Origin of the sequence: Stenoxybacter acetivorans DSM 19021 (assembly GCF_000745895.1) — a bacterium.
Lineage (GTDB): Bacteria > Pseudomonadota > Gammaproteobacteria > Burkholderiales > Neisseriaceae > Stenoxybacter > Stenoxybacter acetivorans.
The window spans coordinates 40,285-60,563 of record NZ_KN050772.1; the positions used below are offsets into that span (position 1 = coordinate 40,285).

16 protein-coding genes are annotated in these 20,279 nt (G+C 46.6%); 13 read left to right on the forward strand and 3 right to left on the reverse strand.

What is annotated here, in order from left to right; genetic code table 11:
* Positions 1-211 precede the first annotated feature (211 nt).
* The 4 genes from Q384_RS11750 (at position 212) to Q384_RS11760 (ending at position 5,075) form a co-directional block, all read left to right on the forward strand.
* Positions 212-586, forward strand: a complete 375-nt coding sequence (locus tag Q384_RS11750) for a hypothetical protein (RefSeq protein WP_037588455.1) — start codon at positions 212-214, stop codon at positions 584-586.
* On the forward strand, positions 525-3,872 hold the full coding sequence (locus Q384_RS11755) for a calcium-binding protein (RefSeq protein ID WP_169740867.1): 3,348 nt from the start codon (positions 525-527) through the stop codon (positions 3,870-3,872). The genes Q384_RS11750 and Q384_RS11755 overlap by 62 nt, the downstream gene beginning before the upstream one ends.
* 266 nt (positions 3,873-4,138) lie before the next feature.
* Positions 4,139-4,291, forward strand: a complete 153-nt coding sequence (locus Q384_RS13545; protein ID WP_156956573.1) for a hypothetical protein — start codon at positions 4,139-4,141, stop codon at positions 4,289-4,291.
* Between the two features lies 1 nt (position 4,292).
* Positions 4,293-5,075, forward strand: coding sequence for an SPFH domain-containing protein (locus Q384_RS11760; RefSeq protein ID WP_037588459.1), 783 nt, complete (start codon positions 4,293-4,295; stop codon positions 5,073-5,075).
* A 286-nt stretch (positions 5,076-5,361) separates the two neighbouring features.
* On the opposite strand, the gene Q384_RS13860 is transcribed toward Q384_RS11760, so the two are convergent.
* Positions 5,362-5,796, reverse strand: a complete 435-nt coding sequence (locus tag Q384_RS13860) for a hypothetical protein (protein WP_211251116.1) — start codon at positions 5,794-5,796, stop codon at positions 5,362-5,364.
* 77 nt (positions 5,797-5,873) lie between these two features.
* On the opposite strand from Q384_RS13860, the gene Q384_RS11770 reads away from it, so the two are divergent.
* The 7 genes from Q384_RS11770 (at position 5,874) to Q384_RS11800 (ending at position 16,086) form a co-directional block, all read left to right on the forward strand.
* A complete protein-coding gene (locus Q384_RS11770; protein WP_037588463.1) occupies positions 5,874-7,370 on the forward strand; it encodes an NADH-quinone oxidoreductase subunit M in 1,497 nt (498 codons plus the stop codon).
* 11 nt (positions 7,371-7,381) lie between these two features.
* Positions 7,382-8,833 carry an NADH-quinone oxidoreductase subunit NuoN gene (gene nuoN, locus Q384_RS11775; RefSeq protein WP_037588465.1) on the forward strand — a complete coding sequence of 484 codons (1,452 nt, stop codon included), beginning with the start codon at positions 7,382-7,384 and terminating at the stop codon, positions 8,831-8,833.
* A 919-nt stretch (positions 8,834-9,752) separates the two neighbouring features.
* Positions 9,753-12,962 (forward strand): carbamoyl-phosphate synthase large subunit, encoded by a 3,210-nt coding sequence (carB, locus tag Q384_RS11780; RefSeq protein WP_037588467.1) that lies wholly within the window; start codon positions 9,753-9,755, stop codon positions 12,960-12,962.
* A 29-nt stretch (positions 12,963-12,991) separates the two neighbouring features.
* Positions 12,992-13,630 (forward strand): MBL fold metallo-hydrolase, encoded by a 639-nt coding sequence (locus tag Q384_RS11785; protein WP_037588469.1) that lies wholly within the window; start codon positions 12,992-12,994, stop codon positions 13,628-13,630.
* Position 13,631: 1 nt separating this feature from the next.
* Complete coding sequence (locus Q384_RS11790; protein ID WP_037588471.1) at positions 13,632-14,195, forward strand: YggT family protein; 564 nt, start codon at positions 13,632-13,634, stop codon at positions 14,193-14,195.
* Between the two features lie 162 nt (positions 14,196-14,357).
* On the forward strand, positions 14,358-14,774 hold the full coding sequence (gene dksA, locus Q384_RS11795) for an RNA polymerase-binding protein DksA (protein WP_037588473.1): 417 nt from the start codon (positions 14,358-14,360) through the stop codon (positions 14,772-14,774).
* An 82-nt stretch (positions 14,775-14,856) separates the two neighbouring features.
* A complete protein-coding gene (locus Q384_RS11800) occupies positions 14,857-16,086 on the forward strand; it encodes an aspartate kinase (RefSeq protein ID WP_037588474.1) in 1,230 nt (409 codons plus the stop codon).
* Between the two features lie 72 nt (positions 16,087-16,158).
* Here Q384_RS11800 and Q384_RS11805 read toward each other — a convergent pair whose 3' ends face one another.
* A complete protein-coding gene (locus Q384_RS11805) occupies positions 16,159-16,932 on the reverse strand; it encodes a class I SAM-dependent methyltransferase (protein ID WP_037588476.1) in 774 nt (257 codons plus the stop codon).
* 102 nt (positions 16,933-17,034) lie between these two features.
* Between Q384_RS11805 and Q384_RS11810 the strand changes: the two genes are divergently transcribed.
* A complete protein-coding gene (locus Q384_RS11810; protein WP_051940992.1) occupies positions 17,035-18,621 on the forward strand; it encodes a lytic transglycosylase in 1,587 nt (528 codons plus the stop codon).
* 328 nt (positions 18,622-18,949) lie between these two features.
* Entirely contained in the window at positions 18,950-20,059 is a 1,110-nt protein-coding gene (gene serC, locus Q384_RS11815) for a phosphoserine transaminase (RefSeq protein WP_084224489.1), read from the forward strand.
* On the opposite strand, the gene Q384_RS13555 is transcribed toward serC, so the two are convergent.
* On the reverse strand, positions 20,028-20,222 hold the full coding sequence (locus Q384_RS13555; protein WP_156956575.1) for a hypothetical protein: 195 nt from the start codon (positions 20,220-20,222) through the stop codon (positions 20,028-20,030). The two genes, serC and Q384_RS13555, sit on opposite strands and share 32 nt — an antisense overlap.
* Positions 20,223-20,279 lie beyond the last annotated feature (57 nt).

Consider the following 20,279-nt stretch of genomic DNA (forward strand, 5'->3'; position numbering starts at 1 on the left):
AATTCTTAATAAAATCATATGATGTCAAAAAACGACTCAATCATCGCCCATTGGCTATCTGTCAAATCACTCGGGTACATAAAGGATTACCTACTATCTTAATTTATCTGCTAATTATACGCCATATGATTTTATTAAGAATTTTTTGAATATTGGTTCTTAAACATTATTGAACATAGGTTCTTAATCTATTTTCAAAAAGGAAATCAAAATGGCTAAGCTATACATCAGAATTGCAGAAGCAGGCACTTTGTATAAACTTGATGATTGCCCATATTACAAAATCTCTCTGGCTGGGCATATGTGGATTGAAATCTATACTGACAATGGTGTTTTAAGGGACAGTATTGGATTTGCTTCTCAAGATGGCGAGGCATTCGGACCGGGTAAAACTGTTAATGATGATGCCAGTCGTTATGAAAAAGCTGCTTATACTGCCATCGTAGATATCAGTACTGACCAAGCGAGGACCTTGTTGGATTATCAACGAAACCCCGCAAACTATGGTTATGATACAGACTACAATGTTATTGCCAATAGCTGTGTTGATTTTGTTTCATATTATCGGATTAAACCAAGTAGATAATCAAGGTGATCTTTTGCCCGGCAATAATAGTGATAATCTTCAAGCAATATTAAAAGACCATATTATTGAAGAAATTCATAACGATCATTTAAATGACGTCAATACTGACGGCAAATGCGGCGGTGATCCCAACACTGACCAACCCAGTAAAGACGATGCGGAACACACCACTTCCCCGATTATCATTGACCTAAACGGCGACGGCGTAAAAACCGTCGCCGTTAGTCAAAATAAAATCCGTTTCGACCACGACAATAATTTGTTTGCCGAGCGCACGGGTTGGGCAGATGCACAAGATGCGATTTTGGTGATTGACAGCAACCAAAACGGCAAAATCGACGGCGGCAGCGAATTATTCGGCAATCATTCGGTTTTGCCCGACGGCACAAGTGCAGTAAACGGCTTTGAAGCCTTAAAAGCCTTAGACGAAAACCAAGACAATGTTTTAAACGAACAAGACAGCGCGTGGCAAACCCTGCAATTGTGGCAAGACAGCAATCAAAACGGCAAAGTTGATGCGGGTGAATTAAAAACGCTTGCCGAGCACGGTTTAAAACAAATCAATCTGGATTATCTGAATATCAACAGCACCGATGAAGCGGGCAATCAACACAAACAAACTTCCACCGTTGAATGGCAAGACGGCAGGATTACCAAAGCCGATGATGTGTGGTTTCAAACCAATATTGCCGATACCTTTTATATCGGTGATATGACTGTGGACGCAGACGTTGTGCGCGAATTGCCGCAGATTTACGCTTTTGGCAATGTGATGGATTTGCATGATGCCGCAACCAATGACCATGTCTTGAAAGACATGGTCAAAGATTATCTGAACACCGCACAACCGAGCCGTGAACAATTGCTGAACCTGATTTACCGCTGGACAGGCAGTGATGATATTGATCCCTACAGCCGCGACCCGAAACAAGTTTACAACCATGTGATGGATGCGCGCCAATTGGTAACGCTGGAGCATTTAACGGGTTCAGATTATCTCGGTACTTGGTGCTGGGGTGAGCGCGATCCCAATCCGCACGGACAAGCCGCCCCGAAACTGATTGCCGAATTTAACCTGTTTGCTGACTATGTTGCCGCGCATTTGGCAGCATTTCATAATCCGCTGTTTTGGTCTTACACTGACCCCGAAGCAAAAGCCCTCCGCTACGACTGGTATTTGTTTAATTATGAAATGGGTAAATTGATTGACAACGATCAATTTGAAGAAGCCGCCGCTTTGCTGAAAACAGCCCGCAATCTGGGCAATTACAACAGCCTTTATCAAAGCGACTGGCAGCAAAACATCGAAGCCGTAGCCCTCGATAACCCTTTACTGGCGGCTTTCTATAACAGTGCCATACTCAACGGTACAGCGGGCGCAGATGTATTAATGGGCAGTGCCAAAGACGAATACATCAACGGCGGCGCAGGTGATGACCAACTTAACGGCGGCGCAGGCAACGACACCTATACACAAAACATCGGCTTTGGCAAAGACCGTATTTATGACAGCGCAGGCAGCGATAAAATCATCTTCGGCGCAGGCATTACCGCCAAAGACATCGCCGTATCCCGTGATTTAACCGCTGTTTACCTCACCCGTTTGGACGAAAACGGACAAAAAACCAATGATGTGATTCAAATCGACAATTTCTATGATTTCGACGGCAATTTAGCAGAAGGCGTGATTGAAACCCTACAATTTGCCGACGGAACCAGCCTCACCGCACAGGATATTGAAAACAAACTCAAACCCGTTCCCACCAAAAACGATGATTTTCTTTATCTCAACAGTCAAGACAACAACATCAACGCACTGGCGGGCAGCGATACCGTTTTTGCCGGAGCAGGCAAAGACACCGTATATGGCGGCGCAGGTGATGATGTGTTGTACGGCGATGGCGGCAACGATGTATTAAAAGGCGATGCGGGCAATGATGCCCTCAACGGCGGCGACGGCGATGATGTTTTGGACGGCGGCAGCGGCAAAGACACATTAAGCGGCGATCGCGGCAACGATGTTTTGCACGAATCATCAGGCGATGATGTGTACCTATTTGCCAAAGGCGGCGGACAAGACAAAATTGTTTCCTTGTGTCTTGATGTTTGCGGCAAAGACACCGTGCAATTCACCGATTGGGCTTTTCAGGCAGCCGTATTTGAACGGCACGGCTATGATTTACTTATCAAACACCATCAAACGAATGACAGCATTTTGCTTGAAAAATTCTTTCTTTACGGCCAAAACTTCAGTTTTGCCTTTACCGACCAAACCGTCAGCGGCAAAACCGTATTCGATATGGACATCGCCGAATTCGGCACAGAACAAAATGACCTCATGATTGCCGCCCGCAAACACGCAACCATGTACGGCTTGGGCGGCAACGATACCCTGCTTGGCAGCAGCGGCAGCGACAGCTTATTCGGCGGCGATGGTGCGGATACGCTATACGGAAATGCGGGTTTTGACACACTCAACGGCGGCGCGGGCAATGATGTGCTGCGCGGCGGCGATTGTGCGCAGGATCGCTATGTGTTTCAAGCGGGACACGGACAGGACGAAGTGCGTGATTTGGGTTTGGCAAATCACAGCGATCACCTCAACGAAATCGTGTTTGAAAACGCCCAAACCAATGATGCCGAATTCACCCGCAGCGGCGATCATTTGATTATCCGTGCATACGATAATTCGGAAGACCAAGTGAATCTGCCTGATTTCTTCAACCGCGACAACTGCCTCAGCCGTGCTTACAGCTTGGTGTTTGACGACCAAGTATTGAATTTAGACAGCATTGCCCAAATGACGTTCAGCCATCACGGAACAAACGGAATTGACATACTCAAAGGCTGGGACAGCCGCGATTTGCTGGAAGGCAATGACGGCATTGATTGGCTGTACGGCGGCAATAATGACGACCAACTAAACGGCGGTGCCGGCAGCGATTACCTATACGGAGAGAACGGTAATGACACCTTAATCGGCGGTGCGGGTAATGACAAGCTGGCGGGCGGATTGGGTGATGATGTTTACCTGAAAGCCAAAGGAGAAGGGCAGGACACCATTGAAGAGAGCGGCGGCTTTGATACGATACAGCTGAGCGGGCAAACGCTGGCAGAAACCACGTTCCGCAAATCCGGCTTTGATTTGAAAATCCTCAGCACCGACAAACAAGACACGCTGACGGTAAAAAACTTCTTCTTAAACGAGAAATACCAAGTAGAGCAGTTTCAATTGGCAGACCAGACTTTGGATATGATGATGGTTACGCAGTATCTGGTGGTGTAATGGTATTACCACTCGATAACACGCTTTCTATCTGTGAATGTTATTGAGCGGTACAGAACGGCGCGGTAATCTGTTGTTTGTTGGAAAACGGATTGCCGCGCCGAAGCCATGCCCATTGGTGCTGATTGGCTGTGCTTTGCGTCAGTGTGTGCAGAACGGCGAGCGGCGGGTCGTTTTATTTCAGGCTGCCTGAAAAATATCGGTAACGGCAGCGGTTGATTGGTTTAAACTTGAAGCCATTGGGTCGTTTACAGGAGCAGATTTAAGTGAACCGAAAAAACATCATCAGAATTTTGGCTTGTCTGCTTTTATTTTTTATTGGCATGTGGGTGTTTAACCATTTTACCTATCCGCTTGCAGGGGTCTTGGTTGCACTGGCATTGCCGTTTTATTACTTATTGACTTCTCTGAAAGGGTGAAATGAAAAAATTAATGATCAGTGCGGTGCTTATTGCCACTTTGGCGGCTTGCTCACGCGTTGAACCCAATCAAGCCGGTGTTTTAATGGAGAACTACGGCAGAAACGGCAAATCAGACTTTTCTATTGTTGTCGGACGTGTGTGGACGATGAGCCCCGGTACGGAATTGTATCAAGTGCCGTTGTGGGAACAGCGTGGTGAATTTAAAGAATATCTGACACTGAAAGCGGCAGACAATACCGAATTTCGCGCCAGACCTATGTACTCATTCCGTGTGATTAAAAGCCGTGCCGTTGATGTGGTGTTTGACAATAAACAACTGGGAGCGGGTGATAATTTCATTGAATCACTGGAAGACAATATTTTAGAACCCAAGATTTTTGATTTGATGAAAGAAGAATCGCGCCGCTATACCACTGATGAACTCATGGCAAAAGGCGGATCACTGATGTTTGAACAAAAAGTACAAACTTTGGTGAAAGAAGAATTTGAAAAGCGCGGTTTGGAATTGATTACATTCAGTTCTCAATTGGAATTCAGTAAATCGGTTACCGAGCGCATTGATAAACGCAATGAAGTGAACACCAATATCAGCGTGATCGAACAGCAAATTGAAGAACAAAAGAAACGCTTAGAGCTGGCACAGCTTCAGGCAGCCACCAATAAGGCAATTTCTGAAGGCATTACCCCTCAGCTGCTGCAACAGCAGTTTATTGAAAAATGGGACGGAAAAACACCGTTGTACGGAAATACACCAATCACCGTTTTCAAACAGGAGAAGTGAGCGGCAGCGGCGTTGCCGTGAATAAACAAAGCAGCTGCCTGTTGTTGCTTGATGAATCTGCTTGCACAAAGCCATTGTACTAAGGAAGAAAAGCAGCAGTTGCAGTTATTGATGGCGTCCCAAGTGGCTGTCTTGCGCACAAACCGAAAAATGATGCGATAATTTACTACCCGATTTTCGTTGGTTTGCTGAATTGAAAAGTGAATTGTTGTATCTGTATGTCGGCAATGGCCAATCTTTTGAGTTTCAGGCAGCCTTTGTAAATATGCTGACGGTGTAACTGTTGTTATGCGGCAAGCGCGAAACGGCTTGGCAATCTGTTTTTATTCCGCATTGCCGAGGACATCCGGCAATCTGCCAAGCAGGTGCTGTGCAGACAATTGCTTGAACACTTCTTTGCAAAGATTTGCTGAATGACCTGAAGATAGAATATGATGTTGGCTTTGCGTTTTGGTGAAAAAATAGTCACAATTCGAGCATCATGCTTCAGCAAGCGGTATTGACCACCACAAACAGGCGCGGCAGCCGCTGCAAGCCTTTGTGCATTGAGCGGCGATGTGTGGACTTTCACCGCAATGATACTGATTTGATTGGTGTTGTTTGGCGAACTCGGGTCAAACAACACAAAAACAACAGAGAAATACCCGATAAAGATGCAGCAGCAAGCCTCTTTGGTATTGGTTGAATTTGAACTTAATTTTTTGGCGGGCAGTGTGTGCAAAACATAAATATGGCGCGGCATTGAGCAGCGGCAGTATTTTTATCACACTTTAAGTTTGCATTATTTAGGCGATAAGTATGTACGATAACTTACTCAGTTTGGCGATTTGGATACCGATATTGGCGGGTGTGCTGGTGCTTTTCACCGGATCAGACCGCCGCGCAGGTCTTGCCAGAATAGTGGCACTGGCAGGCGGGTTGCTCGGATTTCTGATAACCGTTCCGCTGTTTATCGGCTTTGACCGATTAAACGGCGGCTATCAATTCACTGAATTTCATACTTGGATCAGCACGCTCAATATCAATTATGCTTTGGGCGTGGACGGTTTGTCGGTGTTGTTCGTGATTTTGAACAGCTTCATCACTTTATTGGTGGTGCTGGCGGGCTGGCAAGTGATTCAAAAGCGCACCGCGCAATACATGGCGGCGTTTTTAATCATGTCCGGTTTGATTAACGGCGCGTTTGCGGCGATGGACGCCATTTTGTTTTACGTGTTCTTTGAAGGCATGTTGATACCGATGTATCTTATCATCGGTATCTGGGGCGGACCGCGCCGCGTGTATGCTTCAGTGAAGTTTTTCCTTTATACCTTATTGGGTTCGCTGTTGATGCTGGTGGGCTTGATTTATCTTTCACAGCTGACTGACGGCAGCTTTGCCATTGTGGATATGCAAAATATTCAGCAAATTGCCAAAAACATACAAATTTTGCTGTTTATCGGTTTCTTTTTGTCCTTTGCCGTGAAAGTGCCGATGTGGCCTGTGCATACATGGCTACCTGATGCACACGTGGAAGCCCCTACCGGCGGTTCAATGGTATTGGCGGCGATTACTCTGAAAATCGGCGCATACGGTTTCCTGCGGTTTGTGCTGCCGATTGTGCCCGATGCCGCGCGGTTTTTTGCGCCGATGATGATTGTATTGAGCTTGATTGCGGTGATTTATATCGGCATGGTGGCATTGGTGCAAACCGATATGAAAAAATTGGTGGCGTATTCATCTATCAGCCACATGGGTTTTGTTACGCTGGGCATGTTTTTGTTTACCGGCGGTTATTTGAACGATTGGGCATTAAAAGGCGCGATTGTACAAATGATTTCGCATGGCTTTGTTTCAGCCGCCATGTTTATGTGTATCGGCGTTATGTATGACCGCATGCACACCCGCAATATTGCCGATTACGGCGGCGTCGTGAACACCATGCCGATTTTTGCGTCGTTTATGATGCTGTTTGCGATGGCAAATGCCGGTTTGCCTGGTACTTCCGGTTTTGTGGGCGAGTTTATGGTGATTGTGGGTGCGGTGAAAACCAATTTCTGGGTGGGTGCTTTGGCGGCATTAACCTTGATTTATGGCGCGGCATACACCTTATGGATGTACAAACGGGTGATTTTCGGTGCGGTTGCCAATTCGGAAGTGGCAAAACTGCACGATGTGAATAAACGTGAATTTTTGATTTTGGCGATATTGGCATTAGCGGTGTTGGGTTTCGGTTTGTATCCCGAACCTTTTATCGCAGTGGTGCATCAAACCGCCAATGATTTGATTGTCCAAGCGGCGCAAAGCAAACTGTAAGGGACGTATGAATGAACTATTGGACTGATTTAAATATGGCGGCAGCCGCGCCGGAAATGGTGCTGACAACAGCATTATTCATCGTATTGCTGCTGGATTTGTGGCTGAAAGACAGCCAACGCTGGCTAACCTGTGGCTTGGCAATTTTAAGCGTGGTGGTAACGGCGGCGGTGCAAGGCGTATTGTGGGTGAGTGAATCGCAATTGGCGTTTCACGACATGTTTATTTTAGACGGCATGGCACAGTTGGCAAAAATAGGTTTATACCTTGCCGTGATTGCCGTATTTGTCTATAGCCAATCTTATGTGCAAGTGCGGAACATATATCAGGGAGAATTCTATACCCTGACCTTGTTTGCATTGCTGGGCATGTGCATCATGGTATCGGCGGCGCATTTCTTGATGCTGTATTTGGGTTTGGAAATTTTATCACTCTCGCTTTATGCCTTAATTGCCTTGCGCCGCGATGACGGCAAAGCGGCAGAAGCCGCGTTGAAATATTTTGTGCTGGGTGCGTTGGCTTCCGGCTTATTGCTGTACGGCATCTCTTTGGTGTACGGCGCAACCGGCTCTTTGCAATTGGGCGATGTGCTGACGGCAACAGTCAGCGCAGCAGTGAACACTTGGCTACTGACATTGGGCTTGGCATTTATTGTTGTGGCCATTGCGTTTAAATTTGGCGCAGTGCCGTTTCACATGTGGGTGCCTGATGTTTATCAAGGCGCACCGACAGCGGTTGCCGCTTTAGTGGGCACTGCACCGAAAATTGCCGCCACGGTATTTACTTTCCGCATTATGGTTACCGGCTTGGCTGCAAGTTCCGGCGAATGGGAGCAATTGTTTTTGATTTTGGCGGTTGCTTCGCTGGTGGTGGGTAATTTAGCGGCAATCATGCAAACCAACATCAAACGCATGTTGGCATATTCAACCATATCACACATGGGTTTTATTTTACTGGCATTTTTGGGCAAAGAAACCGGCCTTGAAGCCGCAATGTATTACGCCATTACATACGCGCTGATGTCTGCATTGGCGTTCGGCGTATTGATGTTGCTGTCTGATAAAGACCATGAATGCGAGAACATCAGCGATTTGGCGGGATTAAACCAAAAAAATGCGTGGTATGCCTTTTTAATGTTGTTGGCAATGTTCTCCATGGCAGGCATTCCGCCGTTAATGGGTTTTTACGCCAAATTCTTCGTGATTAAAGCACTGCTGGGACAAGGCTTTGTTTGGGTAGCAGTGTATGCCGTGGTCATGTCATTGATTGGTGCATTCTATTACCTGCGTGTCGTCAAAACCATGTATTTCGACCAAGCCGATACTGCCCCCGAAACCAATGGGCAAATGGGTAGCTTGGCAAAAGTATTGTTGTCGGTGAATGGATTATTGCTGTTGGCGTGGGGCATTTTGCCTGACAGCGTAATGAATTGGTGCGTTGAAGCATTGGTGCGTACTTATTGATTTCAGGCAGCCTGAAAAACACAGAAAAACCGTGCCCGTTACTGGGTGCGGTTTTTTTTGTATCACACTGTATCAACAGTGGCGAAAAATTTTATGTAACTAAGAACCTATGTTCAATAATATTTAAGAACCAATATTCAAAAAATTATTAATAAAATCATATGGTTTGTAATTAGTAGATAAACCAAGATAGTAGGTAATCCTTTATGTACCCGAGTGATTTGATAAATAGCCAATGGGCGATGATTGAATCGTTTTTTGACATCATATGATTTTATTAAGAATTTTTTTGAACATAGGTTCTAAAGTTAATCACATTTTCCAATCAGTTAAACAGCAAAGGAGGTGCTATAATTGAACGGTTTGAATTTACCGACGCGGTGTTGGCAAACACAGATTACCTCACCGATTATGACCCGCAGCCGCAATCAATGACGGTGTTTGATGAATTGAATCAGATGAATCGACTGATGCAAACGGCGGGAATTTTATAAACGTTTTAATAAGCATTTTATAAAAATGTGTTGTCAGCCCTTATTCAGGCAGCCGTTGGCAGAGCATGAGCCGATTGTTTAGACTGACTGCACACTTTGATTGCTGCATTGGATTTGCGGCAGAAGTAAGGCTTTTTTCAGGCAGCTCCGATTATCGGTGATTGCCTGAAATTTTATGAAAAATATTTGTATAAAAATATTATATTGATAATAAAGAATATTTTTTCAGGCTGCCTGAAAGATTTATCAATCATGATGCGCCGATACGGTGATAATTGAATGGCGGCAAGCCAAAGAGATCTGATAAATGGATGTAATTGCTTCTTTTGGTTTACACGGTTCAATAAAATGAAGATTGTGGTAGCACATTAAATAAATCCAAAAACATAACGATATTTATAAAAGTTAATTTGTTAGGAAAAAACATGCCAAAGCGCACAGACATCAACACCATTCTCATCATCGGTGCTGGCCCCATTGTGATTGGGCAAGCATGCGAATTCGATTATTCGGGTGCGCAAGCGTGTAAAGCCTTGCGCGAAGAAGGCTATAAGGTTGTTTTGGTGAATTCCAATCCCGCCACCATTATGACCGACCCGGAAATGGCTGATGTTACCTACATCGAGCCGATTTTGTGGCAAACGCTGGAAAAAATCATTGAAAAAGAACGCCCTGATGCGATTTTGCCCACCATGGGCGGGCAAACCGCGCTGAACTGTGCTTTGGATCTGGCGCGGCATGGGGTGTTGGCAAAATACGGCGTGGCATTGATTGGTGCAACGGAAGACGCCATTGATAAAGCCGAAGATCGCGGTCGGTTTAAAGAAGCCATGCGCAAAATCGGGCTGAATACGCCGCAGTCGTTTGTGTGCCGCAGTATGGATGATGCGCTGAAAGCACAAATACAAGTGGGATTTCCCACGTTAATTCGTCCTTCGTTCACCATGGGCGGCAGCGGCGGCGGTATTGCTTATAATAAAGATGAGTTTGTTGCCATTTGTGAACGCGGCTTTGATGCGTCGCCTACCCATGAGTTGCTGATTGAGCAATCGGTATTGGGCTGGAAAGAATACGAAATGGAAGTGGTGCGCGACAAAAATGACAATTGCATTATTGTCTGCTCCATTGAAAATTTCGATCCGATGGGGGTGCATACGGGCGATTCCATCACGGTTGCCCCCGCGCAAACCTTAACCGATAAAGAATATCAAATCATGCGCAATGCTTCTTTGGCGGTGTTGCGTGAAATCGGTGTGGATACGGGCGGCTCAAACGTGCAGTTTGCGGTGAACCCTGCCAACGGCGAAATGATTGTGATTGAAATGAATCCTCGGGTGAGCCGTTCTTCTGCCTTGGCATCAAAAGCCACCGGATTTCCGATTGCTAAAGTGGCGGCAAAATTGGCAGTGGGCTATACCTTAAATGAATTGCAAAACGACATCACCGGCGGCAGAACCCCCGCTTCGTTTGAGCCGTCGATTGATTATGTGGTTACCAAAATCCCGCGGTTTGCTTTTGAAAAATTCCCTGCCGCCGACGATCGCCTGACCACCCAAATGAAATCGGTGGGTGAGGTTATGGCAATTGGGCGAACGGTGCAAGAATCAATGCAAAAAGCCTTGCGTGGTTTGGAAGTGGGGCTGTGCGGATTTAATCCGCGCAGCAATGATAAAGCTCGGATTCAAGCAGAATTGGCAAACCCGGGTCCTGAGCGTGTGCTGTATGTTGCCGATGCGTTTCGCGCAGGGTTTTCTTCGGCGGAAATTCATGCCATTTGCGCCATAGATTCGTGGTTTTTGGCACAAATTGAAGACTTAGTCCAAGAAGAAGCGCGCATGGTTTCAGGCAGCCTGAATGATTTGGATTATGATCGTTTGCGTATTTTGAAACGCAAAGGTTTTGCCGATAAACGAATTGCGCAATTATTGAACATCAATGAACAAACGGTGCGTCAGCACCGCCATGCGCTGAACTTGCGTCCGGTGTATAAACGGGTGGATACCTGTGCCGCTGAATTCGCTTCCGATACTGCTTATTTGTATTCGACCTATGAAGAAGAATGTGAAGCCAAGCCGAGCAATCGCAAAAAAATCATGATTTTGGGCGGCGGCCCCAACCGCATTGGGCAAGGCATTGAGTTTGATTATTGTTGTGTTCATGCCGCGCTGGCATTACGTGAATCGGGCTTTGAAACCATTATGGTGAACTGCAATCCCGAAACCGTATCCACCGATTTTGATACTTCTGACCGCTTGTATTTTGAGCCGCTCACACTGGAAGATGTGCTGGAAATCGTGCATACCGAACAGCCTGACGGAATGATTGTGCATTACGGCGGACAAACGCCGCTGAAATTGGCAAATGCGCTGGTTGCCAACGGCGTGAACATTATCGGCACATCAGCCGATGCCATTGATGCCGCCGAAGACCGTGAACGGTTTCAGCAGGTTTTAAACGATTTGGGTTTGCGTCAGCCGCCCAATCGAATTGCCCGTGCTGAAGAAGAGGCTTTGGTGTTGGCAGAAGAAATTGGTTATCCCTTGGTGGTACGTCCGTCTTATGTATTGGGCGGCCGTGCCATGCAGGTGGTGCATACGCCTGCCGAGCTGCAAACCTATATGCGCGAAGCGGTGCAAGTATCCGATGACAGCCCCGTTTTGCTGGATTTCTTCCTGAATAATGCCATTGAAGTTGATGTGGATTGCGTTTCTGACGGCAAAAACATTGTGATTGGCGGCATCATGCAGCACATTGAACAAGCGGGGGTTCACAGCGGCGATTCTGCCTGTTCGCTGCCGCCGTATTCGTTGAACCCCGCCATTCAAGACGAAATTCGCCGTCAAACCCAAGACATGGCAAAAGCCTTGAATGTGGTGGGTTTAATGAATACCCAATTTGCGGTGCAAGACGGCGTGGTGTATGTGTTGGAAGTGAATCCGCGTGCATCGCGCACCGTGCCGTTTGTGTCTAAGGCAACCGGTGTGCCGCTGGCAAAAATCGGCGCACGGGCGATGGCGGGCATTTCTTTGGCAGAGCAAGGATTTTACGCCGAAGTGGTTCCGCATTTCTACGCGGTCAAAGAAGCGGTGTTTCCGTTTATCAAATTCCCTGGTGTCGATACTATTTTAGGACCGGAAATGCGTTCCACCGGCGAAGTAATGGGCGTGGGAAAAACGTTTTCCGAAGCCTATTTAAAAGCACAGTTGGGTGCGGGCGAACGCATGCCCAATGTCGGAAAAGTGTTTTTGGCGGTGCGCGATGAAGACAAACCGCAGGTATTAACCATAGCCCGCAATTTTCAATCATTGGGTTATGGTTTGTGTGCCACCCGAGGCACAGCCGCTTATTTGGCACAGCATGATATTCATGTGCAAGTGGTGAATAAAGTATTGGAAGGGCGTCCGCACATTGTTGATGCCATTAAAAACGGAGAAATTGCCTTGGTGGTGAATACGGTGCGCAGTGATGCGCAATCGGTGAAAGACAGCCATTCCATTCGCCGCAATGCTTTGGTGATGCGTGTGCCTTTATACACCACCATTGCCGGCGGTGAAGCCATGAGCGAAGGGGTGAAGAGCTTGAGTAACACCGATGTGTACCGTTTACAAGATTTGCATCGGCAGCTGGCTGAATAAGTTTGCGGTAAAACAGAAAGAAAAAAATCATGGCTTTGCGTTATGAAATCATACCGGTTACCCCGTTTTTGCAAAACAGCACCTTGTTGTGGGACGATGAAACCCAAGAAGCGGTATTAACCGATGTGGGCGGTGAAAGTGAACGTTTGCTGGCAGAAGTAAACAAACGCGGCTTAACCCTCACCGCGGTGTGGCTCACGCATGGGCATGTTGATCATGTCGGCGGTGTGGTTGCGCTGCGCGGGCAAATTGATGTCCCTGTGTTGGGACCGCACCGTGATGACGATTTTTGGATACAGCAATTGCCTGCCGCCGCTGCCGCATATCGTTTCCCGCCCAGCCCCGTGTTTACGCCGGCACAGTGGCTGCAAGACGGCGATGCGCTGTCGGTTGGACAATATGTGTTTCAAGTGCTGCATATTCCCGGGCATACACCCGGGCATGTGGTGTTTTATTGTGCGAAGATGCCGCTGTTGATTGCGGGAGATGTGCTGTTTCGTGAATCCATTGGGCGCACCGATTTTCCGCGCAGCAATCACGATGATTTAATCCGTTGTATCCGTGAAAAATTGTGGATGCTGCCGCCAAATACCCGCGTGATTCCCGGGCATGGCGCGATGACCACTATTGAGCACGAAATCGCCCGCAATCCGTTTGTGAGGGCATAACATGATTGATCGTGTGTTGCTGCTGCTGGCAGATGCTTTGGCGATTGTGTGTTTTGCCCGTGCTTTGCTGCAATGGGCAAAGTTGGATTACCGCCAGCCGCTGGCGCAATTTTGTGTTAATACCACCAATTGGTTAATCAAACCGCTGCGTAAAATTGCACCGCCGTTAGGTCAGTGGGACGCAGCGTGTCTGCTGGCGGTGTTGCTGGTGTATTACCTGATATTGGGATTGTTGTCTCTGCTTGGGCTGCCTGAAAGCCACATCAGCGCAAAAATCATGGCGGTTAATGTATTATTTACGCTTTTATACGCATCAAAAGCCGCCGCTTATGTGTTACTGTTTGGCTTAGTGCTGCGCATGGTGTTGAGTTTCAGTCAAGCTTACTCACCGCTGATGCCGGCGTTGCAGCGTATTTTTGAACCGCTCACGCGACCGTTTGCATTTTTGCGGTTTGGTCATCTTGATTTTTCTGCAACGGTATTGGTGTTGGTTTTGTGGCTGTGGCTGAGTATTTGGTTGCCGCAGCTGATGCAGAAACTCAATATTTGGCTGTTGAGCAGCTGATGAAAAACATTAATAATTCGGTGATGTTACAAAGTGTAAAGTGCTGGCGTATTGAAAAAATCGTGTTATGATGCGCGGTTTCTTTTAGCTCAAATTGTTGTTTGGGCAGTAAAAATAAGTAATTGGTGTAGTATTACGTGTGATTGAGGGATTTTAAGAATTATGGCGAAACTCACTGAAAACGATATTCTGAAGTGGAATGGTCCGGAAGAAGAATATATGAACGAAGATCAACAGGCTTTCTTTCGGGAGCTGTTGCTTCGGCTGCAAGACGAATTGATTCAAAACGCAAGCGATACTGCCGGTCATCTGCAAGAACAAGAATCCACACCTGACCCGGCAGACCGCGCCACTTTGGAAGAAGAACATGCACTGGAGTTGCGTACCCGTGATCGTGAGCGTAAATTATTAAGCAAAATTCAAGCATCGCTGCGTCAATTGGATCAGGGTGAGTACGGCTTTTGCCAAGACACAGGCGAACCGATTGGTTTAAAACGCCTGCTGGCAAGACCGACCGCCACTTTATCGGTGGAAGCGCAAGACAGAAGTGAACGCTTGAAAAAACAATTTGCGGATTAAGCGCGTTGTGTTTTTCAGGCTGCCTGAAAACAAAAAATCGCAGGGTTCATCAACTGAGTATTAAAGAAGGCAAGCAAGTGTTATGGCGTTAATCGTACAAAAATACGGCGGCACTTCAGTCGGTTCCGCCGAGCGCATCAAAAATGTGGCACGCCGCATCGCCAAAACCCGTGCCGAAGGGCATGATGTGGTGGTGGTGGTGTCTGCCATGAGCGGCGAAACCAATCGGCTGGTGGCACTGGCGCATGAAATGCAAACCATGCCCGATCCGCGTGAAATGGACGTGGTGTTGTCCACAGGGGAGCAAGTAACCATCGGCTTGCTTGCGATGGCGTTAAAAGAAATCGGTGTTGATGCCAAGAGTTACACCGGCTGGCAAGTGGCATTGAAAACCAGTTCGGCACACACCAAAGCGCGGATTGAACACATTGATGACGCTGCCATGCGTGCGGATTTAACGGCAGGGCGCGTGGTGATTGTGGCGGGTTTTCAAGGCGTGGACAGCAACGGCAACATCACCACATTGGGACGCGGCGGTTCGGACACCTCTGCCGTGGCATTGGCGGCGGCATTGAAAGCCGATGAGTGCCAAATTTACACCGATGTGGACGGCGTTTACACCACCGATCCGCGCGTGGTGCCGGAAGCGCGGCGGCTGGATACGATTTCATTTGAAGAAATGTTGGAATTGGCGAGTTTGGGCAGTAAAGTGCTGCAAATTCGTTCAGTAGAATTTGCGGGTAAATATCAGGTGCGTTTGCGGGTATTGAGTAGCTTGCAAGAAGGCGGTGAAGGCACTTTAATTACTTTTGAAGAGGACCAAAACATGGAACGGGCTGTGGTTTCCGGCATTGCTTTCGATAAAAATCAAGCGCGGGTGAATGTGCGCGGTGTGCCTGATAAACCGGGCATTGCGTACCAAATTTTGGGTTCGGTTGCTGATGCCAATATCGAAGTGGACATGATTATTCAAAATGTCGGTGCGGAAGGCACAACCGATTTTTCATTCACAGTGCCGCGCGGCGACTATCGCCAAACTTTGAATTTATTGCAAGAAGTACAAAAAAACATCGGCGCGGCAGAAGTTGATGGTGATGATACGGTGTGCAAAGTATCCATTGTCGGCTTGGGCATGCGTTCACACGCAGGGGTGGCGGCAACCATGTTCCGCACGTTGGCGGAAGAAAACATCAATATTCAAATGATTTCCACCTCTGAAATCAAAGTATCGGTGTTGATTGACGAAAAATACTTGGAACTCGCCACCCGTGTACTGCACAAAGCCTTTGGCTTGGAAAAAACATCGGCGTGATTGATTGTGCTTGAGATAACGTTTCAGGCAGCCTGTGAATCGTTCGGGCTGCCTTTTGATTATCTGTTTCATTTATTGGGTATTCTGTGTTCCAGGCTGCCTGAAACGTCCGGCGGTTGTTAACTGCAATTCCCAGTCTGATGCCAGTTTTTTCACCAATGACTCATCAGGGATTAAGGTTACGCTGCGTTTGACGGCAACCAAGCCATACACTGCACCCAGATGCGGCCACCAGCGATTGCCCGCCAACTCCCATTTTTGCTGAAAAGGCTGTTTTAAAAACGGTGGGGCGTAAGCCATAAATTGCCCTTCAGTTACGGTAAAGCCGGTTGCTGCCAATAATTGGCGGGCGGTTTGCGCGCGGTATAATTTTCCTGTTGGTGTGTTTGCAATGCGGAAACGCTTTTTCAGGCAGCCTGAAAATTCCAAAGCAGATTGATTAAAACGCCAGTAGCCCAAAGGGTTTAAACCGGTCAGCAATAAATGCCCGCCGGGCGGCAAGATGCGGTAAATCTCTTGTAATATTTCAGAGACATGGGTTTGATTATCCATGCCGTGCGGCAAACACACAACATCAATGCTGTGCGTTTGCCAAGGCAGGGCTGTTGCATGGGCGCAAACGTCGGGTTTGCCGTTGGGTAGGCTGTTTTGGTAAATGGCTTGTGTGCTGCGCGGCAGCCGGTCTGCCAAACGCCATTGACTCAAGCCGATTTGTAATACGGTGGTACAAGGTATGCCAGTCAGTTTTTGTGAAAAAAAAGCCGTTTCCTGTGTCTGTAAGTATTGCCAAAAGGGCGATGCTGATGCGGATTCTGATAACGGCGATGAATTTTTATTTGTGCTCATTTGGTGAATTTATGTTTTAAATCAATGTAAAATCAAGGCAGTTTTCTTGACCGGAAGCGTTGATTTTATTAGTATTGAACGAATTATTCTTGCATTTTCATTATGATAAAATTAAATCGATTATCCATATTATTGGGCGGACTTTGTTTATACCCCATTGTTTCATTTGCTCAAGATTACAGCAGCAACAGTGTCGGCTTGGCACTGATGAATTTAAATGCTGTTGTGGTGCAAGACAGCGGTGTGTATCGGGGGGACTTGTGGGGGCGTATGCGCCCTGCTTTTCGCTTAACTGAAGTTAATCCCGAACTCGTTCGCCGCTATGAACAATATTATACGGATAAAAGTGATTATTTTAATCGTACCGTAATGCGCAGTCAGCCCTATCTTTATTATATTGTGTTGGAAGTGGAAAAGCGAAAAATGCCGGCAGAAATCGCATTGCTGCCGTTTATTGAAAGTGCTTTTGTTACCAATGCCAAATCCCGTGTGGGGGCGAGCGGCTTGTGGCAGTTTATGCCGGCAACCGGCAGAAATTACGGTTTGGAACAAACCAATTTATACGACGGCAGGCATGATGTTTATGCCGCTACCCATGCTGCTCTGGATTATTTGCAATATCTTCATGGTATGTTCGGCGATTGGTCTTTGGCTTTGGCTGCATACAATTGGGGCGAAGGCAGTGTGAGCCGTGCAATTGCCCGTGCGCAATCGCAGGGATTGGATCCGAGTTACGAAAATCTGAGTATGCCCAATGAAACGCGCAATTATGTACCTAAATTATTGGCAGTGCGCAATCTTGTCAGCAATCCGGCGGCATTTGGCTTGAATTTAACTAAAATAGAAAACCGCCCTTATTTTAAGGCGGTGAATATTGATAAACCGTTGGATATTCAGGCAGCCGCACGGTTGGCGAATATTTCGGAAGCTGAATTTTTAAGTTTGAATCCCGGTTTTAAGCTGCCGGTATTTATGCCGAAGGACAATCGCCGCATGTTGCTGCCGGTTTCTGCGGCACACGTTTTTGAAAATAATTACCGCAAAGCAGACAAAAACGAGTTGCTGTCATGGAATGTTTACACAGCTGAAGTACCGACCAGCCTTGCTGATGTGGCGATGCAAACAGGAGCGGATTTGAGCGACATTAAGCGGGTTAATGGTTTCAAAGGCAATATGCTGGCAGCCGGACGCAGTATATTGCTCAGTAAAAATACGGCTGCCGATACAGCGGTATTTGAAAAAGTGGTGTCATCAATAAAAAAATCAGAGACCCAAATAGAATATACCCAAAATTCATTGCTGCCTGAAAAAACAGAAGCCGCTAATTTGGCAAATACTGCGGATAAGTTGAATACAGCCGCTTCGTCATTGATTGCCGTACAAACGGCATCGGCTGAATCTTCGGCAGTGGCTGATGCAGCGGGTTCATTATCGGTTGAAAAAGTCGTTCAGAACGCATTGGCTCAATCCAATGTGGAAGAGAAAAAACAGCCGGCAAAACGGCAGACTAATAAAAAAGAGCTTGCCGCAAAAACAATAACCCATAAAGTTTCCGCCGGAGATACGTTGTATTCGCTGGCTTTGCAATATAAAACGAGTGTGGCAGATTTGATCAGCGTTAATAAGCTTAAGAGCGATCAATTGAGCTTAAATCAGGTTTTAAAAGTATCGGGTAGTAGGAAAAAATAGCACAGGCAAGCTATCCTTAAAATTGCCAAATACAATATTTTGCGGAAACTTTGCTAAAAAATGAAACAAGGTCAAAATGTTGTGTTTGATACAAATCGGTAAATGGTTGAAAACAAAAAAAGACCGCCGATACCAAGGGAGAGGATATCGGCGGCAAAGCTGTTTGGGAATAAAAATATCGTTACAATATAATTTAAACGCGGTGATGCGTTTATTATAATGGCCGCGTATTAAAGCGTGGTTAATTCGTGTTATAGTCAGTTAATCTTAAATTTTCTGCATCATTCACTTTTTCAGGCAACCTTTTATCCATAGATACTCAATTATCATGACCATTCAAATGCCCTCTATTTATAATTTTTCTGCCGGTCCTGCCATTTTGCCTGAATCGGTGCTGCGTATTGCACAAACGGAAATGTTCGACTACAACGGTACCGGTTTTTCGGTGATGACCATGAGCCATCGCTCCGATGTATTCATGAGTATTTTGTATCACGCCGAACAGGATTTGCGCCAGCTTCTGAATATTCCCGATAATTACAAAGTTTTGTTTTTGCAAGGCGGAGCCAGTGCGCAATTCAATATGACTGTGATGAATCTCTGCAATGGCTTTGATCGGGTGGATTCAGTGGTTACCGGCAATTGGAGCCGCATTGCACACAGCCAAATGGGCAAATTATCTGATGCGAATATTCATTTGGCGGCGCACGGCGGCGATTTGTATGATTACACAGACTTGCCTTCTCCTGAAACTTGGGATGTCAGCCCAAATTCGGCATTTGTGCATTATGTCATCAACGAAACAGTTCATGGTTTGCAATACCGTGATATTCCCAAGCCCGACGGTATGCCGCCGGTGGTGTGTGATATGTCCAGTGAAATTTTGTCGCGCCCAATTAATGTGGCTGATTTCGGCTTGATTTATGCCGGTGCACAAAAAAATATCGGACCGTCCGGTACAACCATTATTATTATTCGCGAGGATTTGCTTGATCGCTGCTCTGATCGTGTGCCTGATGTGTGGAATTATAAGAGCCATGTTGAGCGTCAAGGCATGTACAACACCCCCGCCACTTATCCGATTTATATCTCCGGTTTGGTGTTTCGCTGGTTGCAATCACAGGGCGGCATTGCCCAAATGCAAACCATCAATGCGCTGAAAGCCAAAATTTTGTATGATGCTATTGACAACAGCGGCGGCTTTTATATCAATAAGGTAAAACCGCGCGCACGTTCGCAGATGAACGTGATTTTTCACACCGCCCGCCCCGAATTAGATGAATTGTTTGCGGAAGAGTCCACCACGCGTGGTTTACGTTTGCTACGCGGCTATAAGAGCATGGGTGGTATGCGCGCCAGTATTTACAATGCCATGCCTTTGCAAGGTGTGGAAGCATTGATTGAATTCATGCAGGAATTTCAAAAACGCTACGGCTGATTTGGTTTGGATAAAGCGGGTTTAAAGTAAACACAATGCTCGCCGATACAAATGAAACTTTGGCGGGTTTTGTGTTTTTCAGGCAGCCTGAAAAACGGTGTATCGTTGTCTTGAGTGGATTGATTTCAGGGGGAAATACATGGCGGCAACATTCAGTATTCATTGACAAGCCACTGCTTTTTCTCTAAAATTGGCGGTTTTCTATCTTTAATTTGGACTT

What these genes read in the sequence shown, in the direction of transcription:
- Q384_RS11750 (WP_037588455.1), top strand. Translation starts at nt 212, where the DNA reads ATGGCTAAGCTATACATCAGAATTGCAGAAGCAGGCACTTTGTATAAA.
- Q384_RS11755 (WP_169740867.1), top strand. Translation starts at nt 525, where the DNA reads ATGTTATTGCCAATAGCTGTGTTGATTTTGTTTCATATTATCGGATTA.
- Q384_RS11760 (WP_037588459.1), top strand. Translation starts at nt 4,293, where the DNA reads ATGAAAAAATTAATGATCAGTGCGGTGCTTATTGCCACTTTGGCGGCT.
- Q384_RS11770 (WP_037588463.1), top strand. Translation starts at nt 5,874, where the DNA reads ATGTACGATAACTTACTCAGTTTGGCGATTTGGATACCGATATTGGCG.
- nuoN (WP_037588465.1), top strand. Translation starts at nt 7,382, where the DNA reads ATGAACTATTGGACTGATTTAAATATGGCGGCAGCCGCGCCGGAAATG.
- carB (WP_037588467.1), top strand. Translation starts at nt 9,753, where the DNA reads ATGCCAAAGCGCACAGACATCAACACCATTCTCATCATCGGTGCTGGC.
- Q384_RS11785 (WP_037588469.1), top strand. Translation starts at nt 12,992, where the DNA reads ATGGCTTTGCGTTATGAAATCATACCGGTTACCCCGTTTTTGCAAAAC.
- Q384_RS11790 (WP_037588471.1), top strand. Translation starts at nt 13,632, where the DNA reads ATGATTGATCGTGTGTTGCTGCTGCTGGCAGATGCTTTGGCGATTGTG.
- dksA (WP_037588473.1), top strand. Translation starts at nt 14,358, where the DNA reads ATGGCGAAACTCACTGAAAACGATATTCTGAAGTGGAATGGTCCGGAA.
- Q384_RS11800 (WP_037588474.1), top strand. Translation starts at nt 14,857, where the DNA reads ATGGCGTTAATCGTACAAAAATACGGCGGCACTTCAGTCGGTTCCGCC.
- Q384_RS11805 (WP_037588476.1), bottom strand. Translation starts at nt 16,932, where the DNA reads ATGAGCACAAATAAAAATTCATCGCCGTTATCAGAATCCGCATCAGCA.
- Q384_RS11810 (WP_051940992.1), top strand. Translation starts at nt 17,035, where the DNA reads ATGATAAAATTAAATCGATTATCCATATTATTGGGCGGACTTTGTTTA.
- serC (WP_084224489.1), top strand. Translation starts at nt 18,950, where the DNA reads ATGACCATTCAAATGCCCTCTATTTATAATTTTTCTGCCGGTCCTGCC.
- Q384_RS13555 (WP_156956575.1), bottom strand. Translation starts at nt 20,222, where the DNA reads ATGAATACTGAATGTTGCCGCCATGTATTTCCCCCTGAAATCAATCCA.